The sequence below is a fragment of the Kocuria sp. JC486 genome, assembly GCF_011602805.1.
GTDB lineage: Bacteria > Actinomycetota > Actinomycetes > Actinomycetales > Micrococcaceae > Kocuria > Kocuria soli.
Genome location: NZ_JAAOZS010000020.1, coordinates 22,781 through 42,114, shown reverse-complemented (window position 1 = coordinate 42,114; position 19,334 = coordinate 22,781). Strand labels below are relative to the sequence as shown.

Here is a 19,334-nt window from a genome sequence, read left to right as displayed (position 1 = left end):
TCGTGTGACCCAGCAGATCGCACCACACCGGCCTCCGTCCCGGTCAGTCGTTCCGGTGGACCACGCGTGCCACGACCAGAACGCCCACGATGACCAGCGCGGCCGCCACCAGGCCGATCCGGTCGTCCGCGTACCACGGGTTGTTCTTCTGGCTGTGTTCGGATTCCGTCTTGGGCTTACGAGCCCAGGTGTTTCCGCGCACGGGAACCCCACCCGTGGTGTCGCCCGCCGAGGCATGGCCCTGGCCGGCTGCACGCCGGGCAGCCGTGTGCCGGTCCTTGCCCGCGTTGTCGATCTTGTTCTCGTTCCCCAGGGCCTGAGCCTGCCCTGCCGTGGAGTCCGCAGTGTCGACGTCGGTCTCGTGCTGGTCATGGCCGGGAATTGCGTTGTGCGGCATGGCTGTCTCCTGAGCTGAGTGAGTCCTGCATGGTGTTCTCGGTACCGCGCGGGAACCGTTGGTCCAAACATACGGCCATGACGTGACACACGTCAGCGGCCGGGAGCGTTCGCGCGCGCTCGGCAATACGCCCGGACATGCAATCGTGCCCGACACCAGGGGTGCCGGGCACGATTGGAAGTCTGGAATGATCAGTCGATCACGGTGATGTTCGCGGCCTGGAGACCCTTGGGGCCTTCCTGAACCTCGAACTCGACGCGCTGGTTCTCTTCCAGGGAACGGTAGCCGTTGCCGTTGATCGCGGAGAAGTGCGCGAACACGTCCTGCTGAGAATCATCGGGGCTGATGAAGCCGAAGCCCTTGTCGGCGTTGAACCACTTGACAGTGCCGGTCTGCATTATTGCTGGTCGATCCTTCCGGAACGGTAACGGGCGCCGACCTTCGGCGACCGATAGCCGTCGTCGTGCACCACACGACTTGGTCCCGGTTTGGTTCCGGTGGACAGTCGGCCGCGAACGGCGGGGGGTCCCGCCAGTGCGGGATTGCATACGACAACTGCCCACGACGGTACACGAGGGATGGGCCCCAGGTCGCTTCCGTGCCAAATATTGGTCGAGGTTTTGGCTCGGTAGGGCGATGTGCCGGGCGGAATCCGCGAAATTTGATGCGGTTACACGGAAATCCGCGTCCAGGAAACGTGGAGGTCTTCTCGGGGCAAATGCCAAGCCTGTTCCAGCCGCGTGCCAGGCAGGCACGGTTAAGTAGTCACTACCTCGAACAGAGGGCGGCAGCTCCGACTGGAGGGTTCGGATCTGCTGAGCTTCCTGTGGCAACGATGACGGTGGTGGTGCGTCGTCATCAAGAGCCTTGCTGCAGGAGGGGGACAGAAGAGAGCCGCTTGCCACTTGACCCCTGAGTGGCGGGCGGCTCTCTCTTAATTTTTGTGTCGTCAACCATTTTCTGCTCGCCGTCCCAGGTCGATTGCATGCGTTTGCAGGTAGCCTGCTGCCTACTGCGTTTGCAGGTAGCCTGCTGCCTACTCAGTACTTGTCCGGCCCGTATCAATCACGGGTGATCTGTGGAGATGGGACAGGGTGGGCGACGTGGTACCAGTCGGTGGCGAGGCCGACGCAGAGACACAGGTCGGCGGGCTTCCAGACGTCGGGAGCACGAGCGCTTGGCGAGCGCGCATCCATGCACGCGGTCCTGGTGGGAGTCCGGTGGAGGTTCCGAGCGAGTACCTCCAGCGATCCTTCGCGGGCGTTCGAGAGGTGTTCCGGCATTGCCTGGTGGCCTCACTCGGAGCCCTCGAATCCGGTCAGGAGGTCGGTGGCAACGACCTTGCTGTCGGGTACTCCGCTCTGGAGCACGGCAACTATGCGCTGTGGTTCGACATCCGGGATCGGAGGCACCGATTCACCCGGTGGCTCACCCCCAAAGAAACCTGGAATGCCGCCGTCGAATCCTTGTTGGGCGAAGCGTCGGCCGAACTTATCGCACTCCTGCGCGCCACGGCGATGGCCGCGGATGGTCACGGGGAGGGCCTGATGATCAGGCCGGATCCGGGCCCGGAGGGCATGCGGTCGAGAATGGAAGTGTCCCTGCCCGGGTACCCTGCCGCACGCTTGTCGGCGGATCTCTGGGACTGGTCACAAGGCGCGGAGGGTATTGCAGCAGTGCGGGACATGTTCGCCGTCGTGCTGGCACCCGAGGTCCAGCACATCGACGTCGTCTTGTACGCGGGGGACCCCCAGGAGGAACGGGTGCGGCTGGAGCCGACCGGGGACTTCGTCGCGTTCCTCGAAGGGGCCCCGCGAAGGTAACCGGGGCGGTCCGGTCAGCGACGACGACGAGCGGTGCCGAACAGTGATCGCGTGATCTCGCGTCCCAATGCCGAACCGGCAGAGCGCATCATCGACTTGACGGCCGGGTTGTCGAAGAACCCGCCGGACTCCTTCTTGGCCCGCTCCTTCTTGGCCGCCGGTTCCTTCTCGGCAGCCTCCGGGGATCCCGAACCTTCCGAGGGGGCCTGTTCGCCCTGCTGCTCGGCGCCCTTCTCCAGACGTTCCTTGAGGACCTCGTAGGCAGATTCGCGGTCCACCGGCTCGCTGTACTTGGCGGTCAGCGGTGATGCAGCGATCACGGCGTCGAAGACCGCATCCGGGGCGATGTCCATCAAGGTTTCAGGGGCTCGCATCCGGGTCCAGGCGACGGGCGTCGGGGCGCCGGATTCGGAGAGGACCGTCACCACGGCCTCACCCGTGCCGAGCTGCGTCAGGAGCTGCTCCAGGTCGTACTCGGAGGACGGGTAGGTCCGGGCTGTTGCCTTGAGTGCCTTGGCGTCGTCCGGGGTGAAGGCGCGCAGGGCGTGCTGCACACGGTTGCCCAACTGCCCCAGGACCTCAGCCGGCACGTCCTTGGGCGTCTGGGTGATGAAGAAGACGCCGACGCCCTTGGAACGAATCAGTCGAACGGTCTGTTCGATCGAGGACAGGAACTCCTTGGATGCGTCCTTGAACAGCAAATGGGCTTCGTCGAAGAAGAACACCAGCTTGGGCTTGTCGACGTCCCCGACTTCCGGGAGGTCGTGGAACAAGTCCGCGAGCAGCCACATGAGGAAGGTTGAGAAGAGTTCGGGGCGGGAGGCCACACCGGGCAGTTGAAGGTTGGAGATGACTCCGCGACCGTCGTCGCCGACGCGCAGGAGGTCGGCGGTGTCGAACTCCGGTTCCCCGAAGAACACCTCCGCGCCGTTGTTGGCGAAGGTCGTGAGTTCGCGGAGGATGACTCCTGCGGTCTGTGGTGACACCCCGCCGATGTTCTTGAGTTCGCCCTTGCCCTCGTCGGAGGTCAGGAACATGATGACCTCGCGCAAGTCCTTGAGGTCCAAAAGCGCCAAACCAGCCTGGTCGGCGTAGTGGAAGATCAGGCTCAGCGCGGATTCCTGAGTCTCGTTCAGGCCCAGGACCTTTGCCAGCAGCATCGGACCGAAGTCCGTCACGGTGGTGCGGATGGGGGCGCCCTTGCCCTGGCCGCCCAACGTCAGGAAGTCCACCGGTGCGGCCTTGGGCTGCCAGTCCTGACCGATCGTCTGGGTGCGTTCGGTCAACTTCTCGTTGGGCTGCCCTTCCGTGGCCAGACCCGAGAGGTCGCCCTTCATGTCCGCCAGGAACACGGGCACACCCGCGGCGGAGAGCTGTTCGGCCATCATCTGAAGGGTCTTGGTCTTGCCCGTACCCGTGGCTCCCGCGATCAATCCGTGCCGGTTCATCGTCGCCAGAGGCAGGCCGACCTGGACATCGGCGACGGCGGTGCCATCTGACACGGCTGCTCCCAGATTCAAGGTCGCGCCCTCGAAGGCGTAGCCCGTGCGGATGGCGTCCAACTGTGCGTCGTTCTGCGTGTTTTCGCTCACGGCGCCGAGTGTACCGCCGGGTCCACCCATAGGGGCATGGCACATCCGGCCGCCCGAGGTCATCGACCCGTGGTGCGTTCCATGGTCTCTAGAAGGCGTGTCCCGGTGGCCACCAGGTAACGCTGTGTGACCACGGTGAGCAGTCCAGGAAACCTGCTCCAGCGGCGGGCCGGTCGTCCGTCCACGTTGAGGGTGATCCTGGACGATTCGTGACCGGCCGGGCCGGGGGCCCAGGCCACCGTGGTCCGGGCGTCCACGGGGCCGTTGGTTGAACGGAGCACGATCTGTTCCAGCGGGTTGAAGTGGGAAACCACCGCGATCCACGACGGAGTGAACGGCCCCAGGGAGAGCGGGTACTCCAACACCGTTCCGGGCGCCATCAATCGGGTGGACGACGAAGTGCGGCCGCCGGGGGAAGCCCAGAAGGCGAGAAACTTTTCAGCGTCCTCCATGAACGCCCCGACTTCGGTCGGCGCGGCGGGTACGTCCACGGAATGTGAACAGGAGTACGGCTTAGGGGGACGCATGTTGCTCCACGGGACTGATCAAATTCAATGCCAAAGAATAGACTGACCGGGGCTGACCTGCGACTTCAAGTCCCTTGGTGACGCCCGGCGTCTTGATTCCAGCTGTGCGTGAACACTACTGGCCGCAAGGGTCTCAGGGTGAAAGCGTTACTCGTGAACCGCCCCGGGGCTGTCCACCCCAGGGAGCCACAGAATCGGACCAAGGAGGAACGCCATGACGAATGTTGCACTGATTGGTGGGCACGGAAAGGTTGCGCTGCTTGCCGCGCCCTTGTTGATTGAGGCCGGGGACGAAGTGAGCTCATGGATCCGCAACCCGGAGCATGCCGCAGATGTGGAGGCCACGGGCGCCCGCGCCGTCGTTCTAGACGTCCAGCATGCCTCGACGGAAGAGCTGACCACCGCCTTCGAGGGGATCGACGTCGTCGTCTGGTCGGCAGGCGCCGGCGGCGGTGACCCGGAGCGCACCTGGGCGGTCGACCGCGATGCGGCGATCCGGACCATGGACGCGGCCGAGAAGGCCGGAGTCGGGCGCTACGTCATGGTCTCCTACATCGGAGCGGGACCCGATCACGGGATACCGGAGGACAACTCCTTCTTCGCCTACGCGCAGTCCAAGGCCGAAGCGGACGCGCACCTGCGGGAGTCCTCCTTGCGCTGGACGATTCTGGGCCCGGGGACCCTCACGCTCGAGGAACCCACCGGCAAGATCGCAGTGTACGAGCCCGGGGAGGAGCCCGAGCGCGCCGAGACCTCCCGCGGGAACGTCGCCCGCACCATCGTGGCCGCGGTTCACTCGGACAACTCGGTGGGGCGCACGATCAACTACACCGACGGTGACCAGCCCGTCGAAGACGTCTTCGGGCAGAGCTGAGCGACCGCCGAATGCTGAACACGGAGCGCTGAACACCGAGAATCGGGACGAAGGCACCCTGTAGTGACGGGGGCGCAGCCACTGGGCTGCGCCCCCGTCGTCGTACCAGGACCGGTGGTGACGCGAGGTGCAGCGGATACTGGCCAACTTTGTCTTGACATTAGGACACAAATACTGGGACCGTGGGGGGCATCACATCGAAGAGGATGAGATCGCGGAGGCCCGGAGCGGGTTGCGGTCACCAGCCTCACCGCAGCACGCGGACATCGCAGCACGTTGACACGAGGAGTTGCCGAAGTCATGACGGCCACCACGCCAGGGTCCGAGCAGAACACCGCAGCGACCACGGAGAACACGTTCATCATCGGCACCGCCCCCGATTCCTGGGGCGTCTGGTTCCCGGACGACCCCAAACAGACCCCCTGGGAACGTTTCCTGGACGAGGTGGTGGCCGCCGGTTACAAGTGGATCGAACTCGGGCCGTACGGGTACCTCCCGCCGGATCCGTCGCGGTTGGCCGATGAACTCAACGCCCGCGCTCTCAAGGTCAGCGCCGGCACGGTCTTCACCGCCTTTCACCGCGGCAAGGACGAGTCCAAAGCCGCTTGGGAGCCCGCGCGTCGCGTGGCGGAACTGACCGCAGCCATGGGCGGTGAGCACATCGTGGTCATCCCCGCGATGTGGCGCGACGACGTCACGGGCGAGCCGGTCGAGAACGGCACCCTGGACAAGGATCAACTCAACGAGCTGTTCGCGGGCCACAACGAACTCGGCAAGGTCCTGCGCGACGAATACGGACTCAAGCAGCAGTTCCACTCCCACGCGGACTCGCACGTGTGCAGCATGCAAGAGATCGAGACCTTCCTGGAAGGAACCGATCCGGAGCTGGTCACGCTGTGCCTGGACACCGGCCACGCCGAATACGGAGGAGCATCCTCGGCGGAACTCATCCGGCGGTACCCGGAACGCATCGGCTACCTGCACCTCAAGCAGATCAGCCCGGAGATCATGAAGACGGTCCGGGAGGAGAACCTCACCTGGGCCGCAGCCAACCTGGCCGGTGTGATGGTCGAGCCGCCCGCCGGCGCCCCGGATCTGGCCGAGGTCATCGAACTGGTCGAAGGCCTCAACCGCCCGATCTTCGGCATCGTGGAACAGGACATGTACCCCGTGTCCTCGTTCGACGTGCCGCTGCCCATCGCCACCCGGACCCGCCGCTACCTGTGCGGCTGCGGTTCGCGCACGCGCGTCGCCTGAGCCGGCCGAGCTGTCCCCAACTGCCGGATCCCGAAGGAGAGGCGCAAGACCATGACCCACGATCTCGTCACCATGGGCCGCATCAGTGTGGACGTGTACCCGCAGGACATCGGCGTCGGACTCGAGGACGTCCAGACGTTCGGAAAGTACCTGGGCGGTTCACCCACCAACGTTGCCGTTGCCGCGGCCCGGCACGGCCGGAACACCGCAGTGATCACCCGGACCGGGCCGGACCCCTTCGGGGACTACCTGCGATCCGAACTCGAGCGTTACGGCGTGGACCCCCGGTGGGCCACCGCCGTCGAAGGCCTGCAGACGCCCGTGACCTTCTGCGCCATCCGTCCGCCCGAGGACTTCCCGCTGTACTTCTACGGCCGCACCCCCACCGCGCCCGACTGGGCCATCGAGCCCGGGGAGCTGGACCTGGCGGGAATCCGTGACGCCACGCTGTTCTGGTCCACGGTCACGGGGCTGGCGCAGGAGCCCAGCCGATCGGCGCAGATCGCAGCCCACGAGGCCCGGCCGCGTGAATCCCTGGCGCCCGGCCAGCACACGATCCTGGACCTGGACCACCGCCCGATGTTCTGGGACTCGGAGGAACACGCACGGGAAGAGGTCGCCAGGATCCTGCCGTACGTCACGGTCGCCATCGGGAACGAGACCGAATGCGCAGTGGCCGTGGGGCACGGCAGCCCTGACGCGCAAGCCGACCGGCTGCTGGAGGCGGGCGTGCAGATCGCCGTGGTCAAGCTCGGTTCGCAGGGCGTCATGGCGGCCACGCCCGAGGAGCGCGTGGTGTCGGCACCACTGCCCGTGGAGACCGTCAACGGGCTGGGTGCGGGCGACTCCTTCGGCGGAGCCTTCTGCCACGGACTCCTGGCCGGCTGGCCGCTGGAACAGACCCTGGACTTCGCCAACGCCTGTGGCGCGATCGTCGCTTCCCGGTTGGCCTGTTCCGAGGACATGCCCACCACGCAGGAAGCCCTTGAGTTGCTGCGTGAACGAGGCCGCGACGTCCCCGGCCAGACCGCCCGGACCCGTAACGCCTAGGAGCAGCCATGCCGTATCAACCGCTGAACACGGATCCCCGGCGCTACGAATCCCTCACCAGGATGCGTCTGGAGGATCCCGACGCCGTCGCACGGGCGGCCGCCAATCGTCGTCGTCACCCCGGGCCGACCTACGGTCGACAGAACTTCGTGATCGCCGCCGACCATCCGGCCCGAGGTTCCCTGGGGGTGGGGGACCAGCCCCAGGCCATGGCCGATCGACTGGACCTGCTGGACCGCCTGCAGATCGCCCTGGCGGACCCCCGCGTGGACGGTGTGCTGGGCTCCCCTGACATCCTGGACGACCTGCTCCTGCTGGGGGCCCTGGACGGGAAACTGGTGTTCGGTTCCATGAACCGCGCCGGGTTGCCCGGACTGGTCAACGAGATCGACGACCGGTTCACCGGTCACACCGCGGCAGTCCTGGACGCGCTCGGTGCCGACGGCGGAAAGATGCTCACCCGCATCTGCTTCGAGGACCCCAACACCACCTCGGTGCTGGAGAACACCGCGCACGCGGTGGACGACCTGCACGCGCACGGGTTGATCGCCATGGTCGAACCGTTCATCTCCCGCGTCCACACCGACCCTCACGGCCCTCGGGTCTCCAACGACCTGTCCGCGGATGCCGTCATCCGCTCCGTGGCGATCGCCCAAGGCCTCGGGGCCAGCTCCGCGCGCACCTGGATGAAGCTGCCCGTGGTTCCCGACATGCAGCGGGTCATGGCCTCGACCACCCTGCCCACCGTGCTGCTCGGTGGAGACCCCTCGGGCAGCCCCGACGAAGTCTTCGAGACCTGGCGGGAGGCGCTGGCGCTGCCCGGCGTCCAAGGCCTCACCGTCGGCAGGACCCTGCTCTACCCGCAGGACAACGACGTCGCAGCGGCAGTGGCCGCCGCAGCCTCCCTGCTCAACGGGCACGGGGAGAACCAGACACCCGCAACGGATGGAAGTGAGATCGCACGATGAGCACCCGCGAGATGTCTGTGGCCCAGGCGGTCGTAGAGTTCCTGGGCAACCAATGGACCGTGGACACCATCGACGGCGTCCGCACGGAGGTGCGCACCGTCCCCGGGACTTTCGGGATCTTCGGCCACGGGAACGTGGCCGGTGTGGGACAGGCGCTCAAACAGGCCCAGGTCCACGCCCCCGGACTCATGCCCTACTACCAGGGGCGCAATGAGCAGGGCATGGTCCACCAGGCAGTCGGCTACGCGCGCCACTCCCGGCGACGCCAGACCTACGCCGTGACCGCTTCCATCGGCCCGGGCTCCTCCAACATGGTGACCGGCGCGGCACTGGCCACGACCAACCGTCTGCCGGCGCTGTTGCTGCCCTCCGACGTGTTCGCCACGCGGGTCCCGGACCCCGTGCTCCAGCAACTCGAACGCCCGGATGCGTACGACGTCACGGTCAACGACGTCTTCCGGCCCGTGAGCCGCTACTTCGACCGCGTCTGGCGCCCCGAACAGACCTTCTCCGCGCTGCTCAACGCCATGCGCGTGTTGACGGACCCCGTGGAGACCGGCGCCGTCACGATCGCCCTGCCGCAGGACGTGCAGGCCGAGCGGATCGAGGTTCCCGAGGAGTTCCTGGCACCCCGGCAGTGGCGCATCCGTCGCCCGGAGCCGGAGGCCGAGGAGCTGCGCGAGGCCGTCCAGGCGATTCGCGGTGCCCAGCGGCCCGTGATCATCGCGGGAGGTGGCGTGCACTATGCGTTCGCGCACGACAAGCTGCGGACGTTCGCCGAAGCGACGGGCATCCCGGTGGCCTACACCCAGGCCGGCGTGGGTGTCCTGGGCTGGGATCACGAACTGTGCCTGGGCGCCGTCGGGTCCACGGGGTCCACGGCCTCCAATGCCTACGTGGCCGAAGCGGACCTGATCATCGGCATCGGAACCCGCTACGAGGACTTCACCACCGCCTCCCGGACCGCTTTCCAGCACCCCGGCGTCACGTTCGTCAACATCAACGTCGCATCGTTCGACGCCTTCAAGATGAGCGCCTCCGTGCCCCTGGTAGCCGACGCGGGCAAGGCCCTGGTGGCACTGACGCAGGCCCTGGAAGGGTGGCGGGTGCCGGAGGGCATCGCCGAGATCGTGGCCCGGGAGAAGGCCCGCTGGGACGGAATCGTGGACCAGGCCTTCACCACCCGGCTGCAGCCGCTGCCGGCGCAGAACGAGATCATCGGCGCCGTCAACGCGGCCATGGACGACCAGGACGTCCTGATCTGCGCTGCCGGATCCTTGCCCGGTGACCTTCACAAGATGTGGCGCGTCAAGGACCCCTGGGGCTACCACGTGGAGTACGCCTACTCCTGCATGGGCTACGAGATCGCCGGTGGCCTTGGCGTCAAGCGTGCGGCGCTCGCCGAAGCGGGTATCGGGCCGGACGCAGCGGCCGCGAACGCCACGGGTGCAGGGGTGAGCCGTCCGCGCGACGTCGTCGTGATGGTCGGTGACGGCTCCTACCTGATGATGCACACGGAGTTGGTCACGGCGGTGGCCGAGGGTCTCAAGCTCATCACCGTGCTGATCCAGAACCACGGCTACGCCTCGATCGGGGCCCTCTCCGAATCCCTGGGGTCGCAGCGTTTCGGCACCAAGTACCGCTACCTGGACCAGGAGGCGCACACCTTCGACGACGCCGAAACCCTCCCGATCGATCTGGCCACCAACGCCGAGTCCCTGGGGGCCCATGTCATCCGGGTGGAGCAGGGCCCCGACGTGATCGACCGGCTGGGGCAGGCCGTGGCCGAGGCCAAGGCACGACCCGAGGGATCGGGCCCGGTGGTCGTGTACGTCGAATCGGACCTCTACGCGGACGCGCCCAGCTCCGAATCCTGGTGGGACGTGCCCGTGACCCCTGTGTCCGAGCTCGAATCCACGCAGGAGGCCTACCGGACCTACGCGGAGCACAAGGCCAGGCAACGCCCCCACGTCGGGTGACTCGCCGCATCCGCCTGAACCCCACTACCCGGGACCGCACTGCCCAGAACTCCACCTGCCAGAACCCCACCTGTCCGAACCCCACCACCCAGAACTCCATCGACTTGGACCGTGACGCCGGTACGGAGCCACCCGCAACCGGAGTCACCGAGTACGCACCGAAAGGATCACGACATGACCGAGAAGCACATCGAACACTGGATCAACGGCTCGCTGACCCGTGGATCGGGAGAGCGCACCCAGGACGTCTACAACCCGGCCACGGGCGAGGTCTCGGCGACGCTGCACCTGGGTTCCGCCCAGGAACTCGAAGCGGCCGTAACAGCGGCACGTGCCGCCGCCGACAGCTGGGGCGAGATGTCCATGGCCAAGCGCATGGCCGTGCTGTTCAAGTTCCGTGAGCTGATCGCTGCCAACGTGAACACGATCGCGGAGGCCATCACGGCCGAACACGGCAAGGTGGTCTCGGACGCCGCAGGAGAGGTGGCCCGTGGCCTGGAAGTCGTGGAATACGCCTGCGGGATGCCGCAGCTGCTCAAGGGCGAGTACTCGGACCAGGTTTCCACGGGGTTCGACGTGTTCTCCTTCCGCCAGCCGTTGGGCGTGATCGCGGGGATCACCCCGTTCAACTTCCCCGCCATGATCCCGCTGTGGATGAGCCCCATGGCGATCGCCACCGGCAACGCGTTCATCCTCAAGCCTTCCGAGCGTGACCCCTCCGCATCGATGCTGATCGCCGACTACTGGAAGCAGGCAGGGCTGCCGGACGGCGTGTTCCAGGTCCTGCACGGTGACAAGGAGATGGTCGACGGCCTGCTGACCCACTCCTTGGTGGACGGAGTCTCCTTCGTGGGCTCCACCCCGATCGCCAAGTACGTCTACGAGACCGGGGTGGCCCACGGCAAGCGCGTCCAGGCGCTCGGCGGGGCCAAGAACCACGCCGTCGTCATGCCCGACGCGGACATGGACCTTGCTGCCGACCACCTCTCCGCCGCGGCCTACGGGTCCGCCGGCGAGCGGTGCATGGCGATCTCCGTGGCCGTGGCGGTCGGTGACGCCGCGGACGCCGTCGTCGAAAAGGTCAAGGAACGTGCCCACGCCATCAAGGTCGGCAACGGTACGCACGAGGACTCGGAGATGGGCCCGGTGATCACCGCCGCGGCCCAGGAGCGGGTCAAGCGCATCGTGGGTGAGGCGGAGCAGGCGGGTGCGGCCGTGGTGGTCGACGGACGCGACCTGGTGGTCGAGGGGCACGAGAACGGCTATTTCGTGGGGCCCACGCTCCTGGATCAGGTCGGCCTGGAGATGAGCGCCTACACGGAGGAGATCTTCGGACCGGTCCTGGCCGTGGTCCGGGTCGGCTCCCTGGACGAAGCCATCGAACTGATCAACTCCAACCCCTACGGCAACGGCACCGCGATCTTCACCGGATCCGGCAACGCTGCCCGCACGTTCCAGCGCAAGGTGACCGTCGGCATGATCGGCATCAACGTTCCGGTTCCCGTTCCCGTGGCCTGGCACTCCTTCGGCGGGTGGAAGGACTCGTTGTTCGGCGAGCACCACATGTACGGCCCCGACGGAGTGCGCTTCTACACCCGCGGCAAGGCGGTGACCCAGCGCTGGCCCGAGGCCAACGACCACTCGGGCGCCTCCATGAACTTCCCGTCCACCAACGACTGAGCGAGCAACCACCAAGTTGAGGCCGCCCGGCTTGGGCAACCCACTCAGCAACATAGTCAGAATGTCTGGACAAAGTGTGATGGGTGTCCCTACTGTGGCACCCATCACACGGATCCGGGCGGATCCACCACGGCTTCCGTGTACGCACAGTAGCGCGACGGAACGCCAAGAGAACTGGAGACAGTGACGTGACTTCCAACCCAACCACCTCGCTTCGTGTGGCCGTCGTCGGCGCCGGACGCATGGGCGCCGATCACATCGAACGTCTGCACACCGTGACTCGACGCGCGGAGGTCACCGCCGTCGTCGACGTCGACGAGGCCCGTGCACAGGCGGCAGTGGCGCACATCGACGGTGCCTCCGCCTACACCACGATCGAGGACGCATTGGCGGCCGGTGTGGACGCGGTCATCCTGGCCACCCCCGGGTTCCTGCACGAAGAGGCCCTGCTGCCCCTGATCGAACGCGGCATCCCCGTCCTGTGCGAAAAGCCGCTGACGCCGGACCCAGAGTCAGCATTGCGCGTGGTGGAGGCAGAGGCTGCGGCGGGGCGCCGCTTGATCCAGGTGGGATTCATGCGCCGCTACGACGCCGGTTACCGGGCCCTCCGCGAGCTGATTGCCGGCGGGGACCAGGGAGAGCTGTTGCTTCTGCACCACCAGCACCGCAACGCAGACGTCCCTCCGGGGTTCACCAACCAGATGATCATCCACGACTCCGTGGTCCACGAATTCGACGCCGTGCGCTTCCTGACCGGTGAGGAGATCGTGTCCGTGCAGGTCCGACGCGGGAAGTCGACCTCGCTGGCGCCGGAGGGGTTGAACGATCCGCAGCGGGTCATGATCGAGACCGCCTCCGGTGTCCTGGCCGACGTCGAGATCTTCGTGTGCGCCCAGCTCGGCTACCAGGTGGACACCCAGGCCTCGTTCGAACGCGGTGTGGCCTCCGTGTCCGGTGCCGCAGCGCTGGAACTCACCGCGGACCGGACCAAGGGACGGCCCATCGACGCCAGCTTCGAGACGCGATTCAAGGACGCCTACGACCTCGAGGTCCAGGAGTGGGTGGACTCCGTGCTCACGGGTGAACCCGCCGGACCGAGCGCCTGGGACGGATACGCGACCGCGGCGTGCTGCGCCGCCGGTGTGGCCTCCCAGGAATCCGGTGCCATCGAACCCGTCCAGTTGGCCGAACGACCCGCGCTCTACCGCTGACGGGCCACTCAGGCCAGCCCAGCAACACGTCCAGGACAGAGAGGACCCGCCGTGAAGATCGCCTTGGATCCTACCCCGTTCCACCACACCCATTCCCTGCTCGAGTTCCCGCGCCTGGCCGCGGAGCTCGGCTTCGAATGGCTGCAGTTGACCCCGCATGCCGACTTCATTCCGTTCTTCAACCACCCCAAGGCCGACGACGACCTGGTGGCACGGTTCCGGAAGGAATGCGAGTCCGCGGGCGTGGGGGTGGCCTCCGTGCTGCCCGTCCTGCGCTGGTCCTCACCGGACCCGGACGCGCGTGAGGCCGCCGTCCGGTACTGGAAGCGGGCCATCCAGATCACCGTCGACCTGGGCGTTCAGCAGATGAACACCGAGTTCTCGGGTCGCCCCGAACTGGCCGAGGAGTCCGAGCGGGCCTTCTACCGTTCCATGGAGGACCTGGTGCCCATCATCGAGTCCGAGGGCATCAACGTCTCGATCGATCCCCACCCGGACGACTTCGTGGAACAGGGACTGGCGGGGTGGCGGGTGGTCCGCGGCGTGAACTCCCCGAACCTGGGGTTCGTGTACGTGGCTCCCCACACGTTCCACCTGGAGGACCCCATGCCGGAGATCCTGGACGCGGTGGGTGACCGTCTGCGGGTGGTGCACGTCGCAGACACCATGGACCACCACCGGTCCAACGGCCTGCGCTACATCACCAACCCTCCCGGCACCCCCGCGAGGGTCCACCAGCACCTCAAGATCGGCGACGGCGACGTCGACTGGGACGCGTTCTTCGGTGAACTCCACCGGAACGGCTTCTACGACCGCGAGGAGTCCGTGATGGTCACGAGCGTCTTCGCGGAGAACGAGAATGCTCATGAGGTCTCGCGCTACCAGCTCGAGCAGATGACGCAGCGCGTGCAGAAGGCGCGGTCCTGACACCCTCCCGGGTGTACCAGGATTGCTTCTGCACTTCGCGGGATTCGCACCGACGACGACGTCGGACCCGCCACCCGCACGAACGCCCGTCGGGGCACCGTGCACCCCATTCACCCTCCCCGCGGAACTGGAGTCCGCATCCCTTGACGAAGGAGTCACCATGAGCGGCACGGCGGAGAAAGCAAGCAAAGTACCGTTGCCACCCCTGACGGACGGGCCCCACAGCAGGCGACTCGGCCTGGTGGCACTGGTCGCCACGCTGGGCGGTCTGCTCTTCGGTTACGACACGGGCGTGATCAACGGGGCACTTGAGCCCATGTCCGAGGAACTCGGGCTGACGATCGACAACGAAGGCCTGGTCACCAGCACCCTGCTGGTCGGCGCAGCGATCGGCGCTGCCACCATCGGGCGCCTCTCGGATGGCTGGGGACGGCGCCGGACCATCATCCTGCTCTCGATCCTCTTCTTCGTGGGCGCCATGCTGTGCGTGATCGCCCCGGGTCTCGGGATTCTCCTGGTCGGGCGAGTCCTGCTCGGTCTGGCCGTGGGCGGTGCCTCGACCGTGGTGCCCGTGTTCCTTGCGGAACTGGCACCGTACGAAATCCGCGGCTCCCTGTCCGGGCGCAACGAACTCATGATCGTGGTCGGCCAGTTGGCAGCCTTCGTGATGAACGCGATCCTGGGCAGCGTCCTGGGGCACGTCGACGGCGTGTGGCGCATCATGCTGGCCATGGCCGCGATTCCCGCCGTCGCGTTGTTCGTCGGCATGCTGCGGATGCCCGAATCGCCCCGTTGGCTCATGTCCAAGGGCCGCTACGACGACGCCCTGGCCGTTCTGAAGACCATCCGGACCGAGGAGCGGGCAGAAGCCGAATTGGCGGAGGTCCGGGCTCTGGTCAACCAGGAGCAGAAGGCGCACGAGACCGGAATCTCGAGCGTTCTGAAGAACAAGTGGCTCCTGCGGATCCTGTTCATCGGCATCGCCCTGGCCGTGTTCCAGCAGCTCACCGGCATCAACTCGATCATGTACTACGGGACGATCGTCCTGGGTGAAGCCGGATTCGGCCGCCAGGGTGCCTTGATCGCCAACATCGCCCCCGGCATCATCGGCGTGGTCGGTGCCTTCATCGCCCTGTGGATGATGGAAAAGATCAACCGCCGCACCACGGTGATCACCGGATACACCCTGACGGCCGTCTGCCACCTGTTGATCGGCATCTCCTCCCTGGCCATCCCGGAAGGGGCGGCAATTCGCCCCTACGTCCTGCTGATCCTGATCGTGGCGTTCGTGGGTTCCATGCAGACCTTCCTGAACGTGGCCACCTGGGTGCTGCTCAGCGAGATCTTCCCGTTGCACATGCGGGCCGTGGGAATGGGCATCTCGGTGTTCTGCATGTGGATCACCAATGCCGCGCTGTCCCGCTTCTTCTTGAACATCGTGGACGCCTTCAGCCTGACGGGAACGTTCTTCGGCTTTGCCGCGGTCAACGCCATCGCCGTCCTGGTCATGTTCAAGTTCCTGCCCGAGACCCGCGGCCGGACCCTGGAGAAGGTCGAGGAGGACGTCACCACGGGCGCGATCTTCCAGGTGCGCAAGAAGACGGAATCCACTCACTGAGCCGGCGCCTCCAACGCGACTTACGCGAAATGACGCCACCGACGTAAGGGAGCACAGAGCATGAGCACCACCACCTACGGACCCGACCGGCCCATCGGCATCGCGGTCATCGGCGCCGGCATGGCGGGCGCGGCCCACGCCGCAGCCTGGCGGGCGGCGACCACCACCCGATCGCCCTTCCCGGTACCGGTCAAGCTCGTGGCGATCGCCGACATCGCCGAACCCTTGGCGCAACAGGCCGCCGGCCGGTACGGCTACGAGCGGGTCGAGACCGACTGGCGGGCGTTGAAGGACGCCGAGGACGTGGACGTGGTCTCCGTCGTCGTCGCCAATCACCTCCACCGCCAGATCGTGGAGGAGCTGGCAGCGGCCGGGAAGCACGTGCTGTGTGAGAAGCCCCTGAGTGACACCCTCGAGGACGCTCAGGCGATGGCGGAGGTGGCACGCGCCGCCGATTCGGTCATCAGGATCGGCTTCACCTTCCGGCGGGCTCCCGGGCTGGCGGCGCTGCGGGACCTGGTGCAGGACGGAACCCTCGGGCCCGTGGTGCACCTCTACGGCCGCTACCTCGCGGACTATGCCTGCTCACCCACGGTCCCCATGACATGGCGGTTCCGCGGCGAGCCCGGTTCCGGAGCGCTGGCCGACGTCGGCAGCCACCTCCTGTACGCCGCCGAGTTCCTGGCCGGCCCCACGCAGGCGGTGTCGGGGGCGCGCTTCCGTACGGTGGTCAAGGAACGGCCCCTGCCGTTGGGCTCGACCGTCGGCCACGGTCGCGTGGAGGTCTCCGATGAGACGGAGCCGGTGACCAACGACGACTGGGCGGGCTGGACCGCCCGGTTCGGCGAGGCCGACGGGATCTTCGAGGCCTCCAGGGTCTCGGCGGGTCACCCGAACGGCCTTCGACTGGAGGTCACCTGCGAACGCGGGGCAGCGGTCTGGGATCAGGAACGCCCCGCCGAGATCCAGCTCATGGTCCGTGAACCCGACGGGGAATCGGAGCACCGCAACGGGTTCCGCACCGTGATCCTGGGCCCAGGCCTGTGGATCGCATCGGTTGGTGGCGTGCTTCTGAGAGCGCTCAGTGGCCGATGAGGAGGGCTTCTCTGGCGGCGTCGACGAGCTCTGGGGAGAGGGTGTAGAGGTCGTTGATGGTCTGAACGCGTTCGATCTGGGTGATCAGGCGATCGAGGAGTCGGAAGTTGCCGGCGGTGATGCGGGCGATGGTGGCCAGGGCGGCGGCGTGGGCGATCGGGTCGTGGTCGGTGTTGTGCTGTGCAGGGAGGCGCGCGGAGAGGACAGCGGTGAGCTCGTCGGGTCCGAGGGGCCGGTACTCGTGGGCGAAGCCGATGCGGCTGTAGAGCTGGGGGTAGCGGGCGAGGCGTTTCTCGATGCCGGGCATGCCAATGAGGATGACGCCCATGTGGTGGCGGTCGTAGTAGTCGCGGACTTGCTCGAGGCCCGCGCTCTTGAGCCTGTCGGCTTCGTCGATGATCAGGAGCTCGGTGCGCCCGGAGGAGCGTGAGGCGTCGTAGAGGTAGGGGTCGACGAGGCCGAGCTCGGCGTAGTCGATCGCGTAGGAGATCGCCTGGCAGGCTCGGGGCAGTCCTTGGTCGATCTGCTTGACGGTGGCGGCCACCGTGGGGGTGTAGAACGCGGTGCGTGCTTCTAGGACGCGCGGCGGTACGGGCCCGACCGCGTCGGCGACCACGGACTGCCACTGTTCCCAGTCGTCGACGCCGGCGTAGTGGCGGGCTGAGAGTGTCTTGCCTATCCCGGGTGGGCCCCAGCACAGTCCGATGTAGCGGTGGGTGCGCACGGTGTCGGCGAACTCGGTGAACCGCCGGTGCTCGCGGGTGCTGTGGAAGGCCGGTGCGGGGTGAGGGTGCGGGGCGGGGGAGTTGACCTCGTCGAAGGTGCCGGTGAGGAACCGCCGGCCGTCGTCGTCTTTGCCGAGCACGGAGAGCTTGTTAGTCGGTGGCATACAGACGCAGTCCATGTCGTGGTCGGGGCTCAGGAGCCGGTGGCGGTGCTGTGTCGTCGGTGCTGCCTGCTGGTGGGGTGTAGCGGGTGTCGCCGGGGAGGGCGCTGGCGAGGGTGCGGTGTTGGCGGAGCTGGTGCTTGAGGTCGCGGCGGCGTTGGCGGCGGGCGGCTTGGAGCTGGTCGAGGGAGATTGACTCGGCGGATAGCTCGGGGGCGATCGCCCGGCACAAGAACTCGTCGTTGAAGTACACGCGGATCTCCCCGACGTCGCGCGGGTTGAAGCGGACGGTGACCTGCTCCCCGACGTAGGCGGCCAGGACTGTGGACAGGTAGCGGGTCGAGGCGAACTGGATGCCGTCGCGCTGGACCTTGCGGGTGGTGGCCGCGGTGAGCAGGAGCAGGTCGAGATCTTCGGGGTGGGCGGGGCTGCGCGGGATGAAGCCGCTCGCGCTCCACCGGTCGTTGGGCCCCTGGTGGGTCTGGGAGTGAGGGCGGGTGTTGTACTCGGCGACGACGTACTGCTCGACGATGACGTCGAGGTCTTCGAGCGTCAGCGCCGGGGTCGTGACCGGGGCACCGTTCGTGCCGTGCGGGATGTACCCGGGCAGGTGCGGCAGGAGCTCGGTGGTGACGGTCCGGTAGAACCGTTCGATCTTCCCTCGACCCTGGGGGACCCCGACTCGGGAGTGGATCAGCCGGATGTGGGTGTCCAGGCAGACCTGCTCGAGGCGAGCGGAGGTGAAGTCCGAGCCGTGGTCGCTGTAGAGGACCTCGGGCAGCCCGCAGACCGGCCAGCCCGGGTTCGTCTTGGCGTTGACGGCCTGGTGCAGGGCGAGCGCCGTCTGCTCGGCCGAAGGTGCGCCGAGGAAGAGGGTGTAGCCGGCCACGGCGCGGGAGTAGTCGTCCAGGACCACAGTCAGCCACGGGCGCACCTGGGTTCCCTTGGCGCCGAGGATCGCCACGTCTAGGAGAGTGTGGTCGACCTGCCACTGCTCGTTGGGTCGCTCGGCCGAGCGCCGCAGCACCAGCTCGAACCTGTCCCGGTACCCCGCGTCCCCGTGCTCGGCCAGAGCGCGCAGCCCGGGATCGATCCCGGTGACCAGGCTCCGGACGCTGGAGTAGCTGGGGGCAGACAGGCCGCGGTCATGTGCGATCCCAGCAACGCGGCGGTGGACGAACGCCACTGTCGGAGCCGGCTTTGCCAGGGCGAGCGCTTCGACTATCTCGATCAGCTCTGTCGGGATGCGGCGCCGGCCATGATCGCTGCGTTGGCGCCGAGCGAGGCCGTGCGAGGTGGAGTCAGCCCGGTAGGCGCGCGCCCAGCGCGAGAGGGTGCGCAACGAGACACCCGACTCGGCTGCCAGCCGCGTCCATGGGACACCGTTGTCGTGCTGGCGCAGGAGAGCGATCTTGTCTGAGACCTCCCACCGCGCAGGCACGTCCCCTCA

17 protein-coding genes are annotated in these 19,334 nt (G+C 67.0%); 11 read left to right on the top strand and 6 right to left on the bottom strand.

Annotated elements, in window-relative coordinates; all coding sequences use genetic code 11:
* Positions 1-43: 43 nt before the first annotated feature.
* Both GWK18_RS10340 and GWK18_RS10335 read right to left on the bottom strand, forming a co-directional pair.
* Positions 44-397: a hypothetical protein gene (locus GWK18_RS10340; protein WP_123823665.1), complete on the bottom strand. Its 354-nt coding sequence runs from the start codon at positions 395-397 to the stop codon at positions 44-46.
* A 191-nt stretch (positions 398-588) separates the two neighbouring features.
* The gene (locus GWK18_RS10335) at positions 589-795 is read right to left on the bottom strand and encodes a cold-shock protein (RefSeq protein ID WP_047691429.1); all 207 of its coding nucleotides are present in this window, start codon (positions 793-795) and stop codon (positions 589-591) included.
* 822 nt (positions 796-1,617) lie between these two features.
* Here GWK18_RS10335 and GWK18_RS10330 point away from each other — a divergent pair.
* Positions 1,618-2,220, top strand: a complete 603-nt coding sequence (locus GWK18_RS10330) for a hypothetical protein (RefSeq protein WP_123823664.1) — start codon at positions 1,618-1,620, stop codon at positions 2,218-2,220.
* Between the two features lie 14 nt (positions 2,221-2,234).
* Here the strand turns inward: GWK18_RS10330 and GWK18_RS10325 are convergent, their stop codons facing one another.
* Both GWK18_RS10325 and GWK18_RS10320 read right to left on the bottom strand, forming a co-directional pair.
* Positions 2,235-3,842: a helicase HerA-like domain-containing protein gene (locus GWK18_RS10325; protein ID WP_123823663.1), complete on the bottom strand. Its 1,608-nt coding sequence runs from the start codon at positions 3,840-3,842 to the stop codon at positions 2,235-2,237.
* Between the two features lie 29 nt (positions 3,843-3,871).
* The gene (locus GWK18_RS10320) at positions 3,872-4,339 is read right to left on the bottom strand and encodes a hypothetical protein (protein WP_123823662.1); all 468 of its coding nucleotides are present in this window, start codon (positions 4,337-4,339) and stop codon (positions 3,872-3,874) included.
* A gap of 214 nt (positions 4,340-4,553) precedes the next feature.
* Here GWK18_RS10320 and GWK18_RS10315 point away from each other — a divergent pair, with 214 nt between their 5' ends.
* The 10 genes from GWK18_RS10315 to GWK18_RS10270 all read left to right on the top strand — a co-directional run bounded on the left by GWK18_RS10315 (position 4,554) and on the right by GWK18_RS10270 (position 16,998).
* Complete coding sequence (locus tag GWK18_RS10315) at positions 4,554-5,213, top strand: SDR family oxidoreductase (RefSeq protein ID WP_123823661.1); 660 nt, start codon at positions 4,554-4,556, stop codon at positions 5,211-5,213.
* A gap of 300 nt (positions 5,214-5,513) precedes the next feature.
* The gene (locus tag GWK18_RS10310) at positions 5,514-6,470 is read left to right on the top strand and encodes a sugar phosphate isomerase/epimerase (protein WP_123823660.1); all 957 of its coding nucleotides are present in this window, start codon (positions 5,514-5,516) and stop codon (positions 6,468-6,470) included.
* Positions 6,471-6,521: 51 nt separating this feature from the next.
* Positions 6,522-7,520: a 5-dehydro-2-deoxygluconokinase gene (iolC, locus tag GWK18_RS10305; protein WP_123823659.1), complete on the top strand. Its 999-nt coding sequence runs from the start codon at positions 6,522-6,524 to the stop codon at positions 7,518-7,520.
* An 8-nt stretch (positions 7,521-7,528) separates the two neighbouring features.
* Complete coding sequence (locus tag GWK18_RS10300) at positions 7,529-8,488, top strand: deoxyribose-phosphate aldolase (protein ID WP_123823658.1); 960 nt, start codon at positions 7,529-7,531, stop codon at positions 8,486-8,488.
* Positions 8,485-10,467: a 3D-(3,5/4)-trihydroxycyclohexane-1,2-dione acylhydrolase (decyclizing) gene (locus GWK18_RS10295; protein ID WP_245193191.1), complete on the top strand. Its 1,983-nt coding sequence runs from the start codon at positions 8,485-8,487 to the stop codon at positions 10,465-10,467. The genes GWK18_RS10300 and GWK18_RS10295 overlap by 4 nt, the downstream gene beginning before the upstream one ends.
* A 174-nt stretch (positions 10,468-10,641) precedes the next feature.
* Positions 10,642-12,147, top strand: coding sequence for a CoA-acylating methylmalonate-semialdehyde dehydrogenase (locus GWK18_RS10290; RefSeq protein WP_123823657.1), 1,506 nt, complete (start codon positions 10,642-10,644; stop codon positions 12,145-12,147).
* A 188-nt stretch (positions 12,148-12,335) separates the two neighbouring features.
* On the top strand, positions 12,336-13,358 hold the full coding sequence (locus GWK18_RS10285; RefSeq protein WP_123823656.1) for a Gfo/Idh/MocA family oxidoreductase: 1,023 nt from the start codon (positions 12,336-12,338) through the stop codon (positions 13,356-13,358).
* A gap of 51 nt (positions 13,359-13,409) precedes the next feature.
* The gene (locus tag GWK18_RS10280; RefSeq protein WP_166835093.1) at positions 13,410-14,285 is read left to right on the top strand and encodes a sugar phosphate isomerase/epimerase family protein; all 876 of its coding nucleotides are present in this window, start codon (positions 13,410-13,412) and stop codon (positions 14,283-14,285) included.
* A gap of 160 nt (positions 14,286-14,445) precedes the next feature.
* Positions 14,446-15,903: a sugar porter family MFS transporter gene (locus GWK18_RS10275; RefSeq protein ID WP_166835091.1), complete on the top strand. Its 1,458-nt coding sequence runs from the start codon at positions 14,446-14,448 to the stop codon at positions 15,901-15,903.
* Positions 15,904-15,963: 60 nt separating this feature from the next.
* The gene (locus GWK18_RS10270) at positions 15,964-16,998 is read left to right on the top strand and encodes a Gfo/Idh/MocA family oxidoreductase (RefSeq protein WP_166835089.1); all 1,035 of its coding nucleotides are present in this window, start codon (positions 15,964-15,966) and stop codon (positions 16,996-16,998) included.
* On the opposite strand, the gene GWK18_RS10265 is transcribed toward GWK18_RS10270, so the two are convergent.
* Together GWK18_RS10265 and GWK18_RS10260 are read right to left on the bottom strand one after the other, a co-directional pair.
* Entirely contained in the window at positions 16,985-17,887 is a 903-nt protein-coding gene (locus GWK18_RS10265) for an ATP-binding protein (RefSeq protein ID WP_166835087.1), read from the bottom strand. The genes GWK18_RS10270 and GWK18_RS10265 overlap by 14 nt on opposite strands.
* Positions 17,874-19,325, bottom strand: coding sequence for a Mu transposase C-terminal domain-containing protein (locus GWK18_RS10260; protein WP_166835085.1), 1,452 nt, complete (start codon positions 19,323-19,325; stop codon positions 17,874-17,876). Before GWK18_RS10260 ends, GWK18_RS10265 begins: the two co-directional genes overlap by 14 nt.
* Positions 19,326-19,334 lie beyond the last annotated feature (9 nt).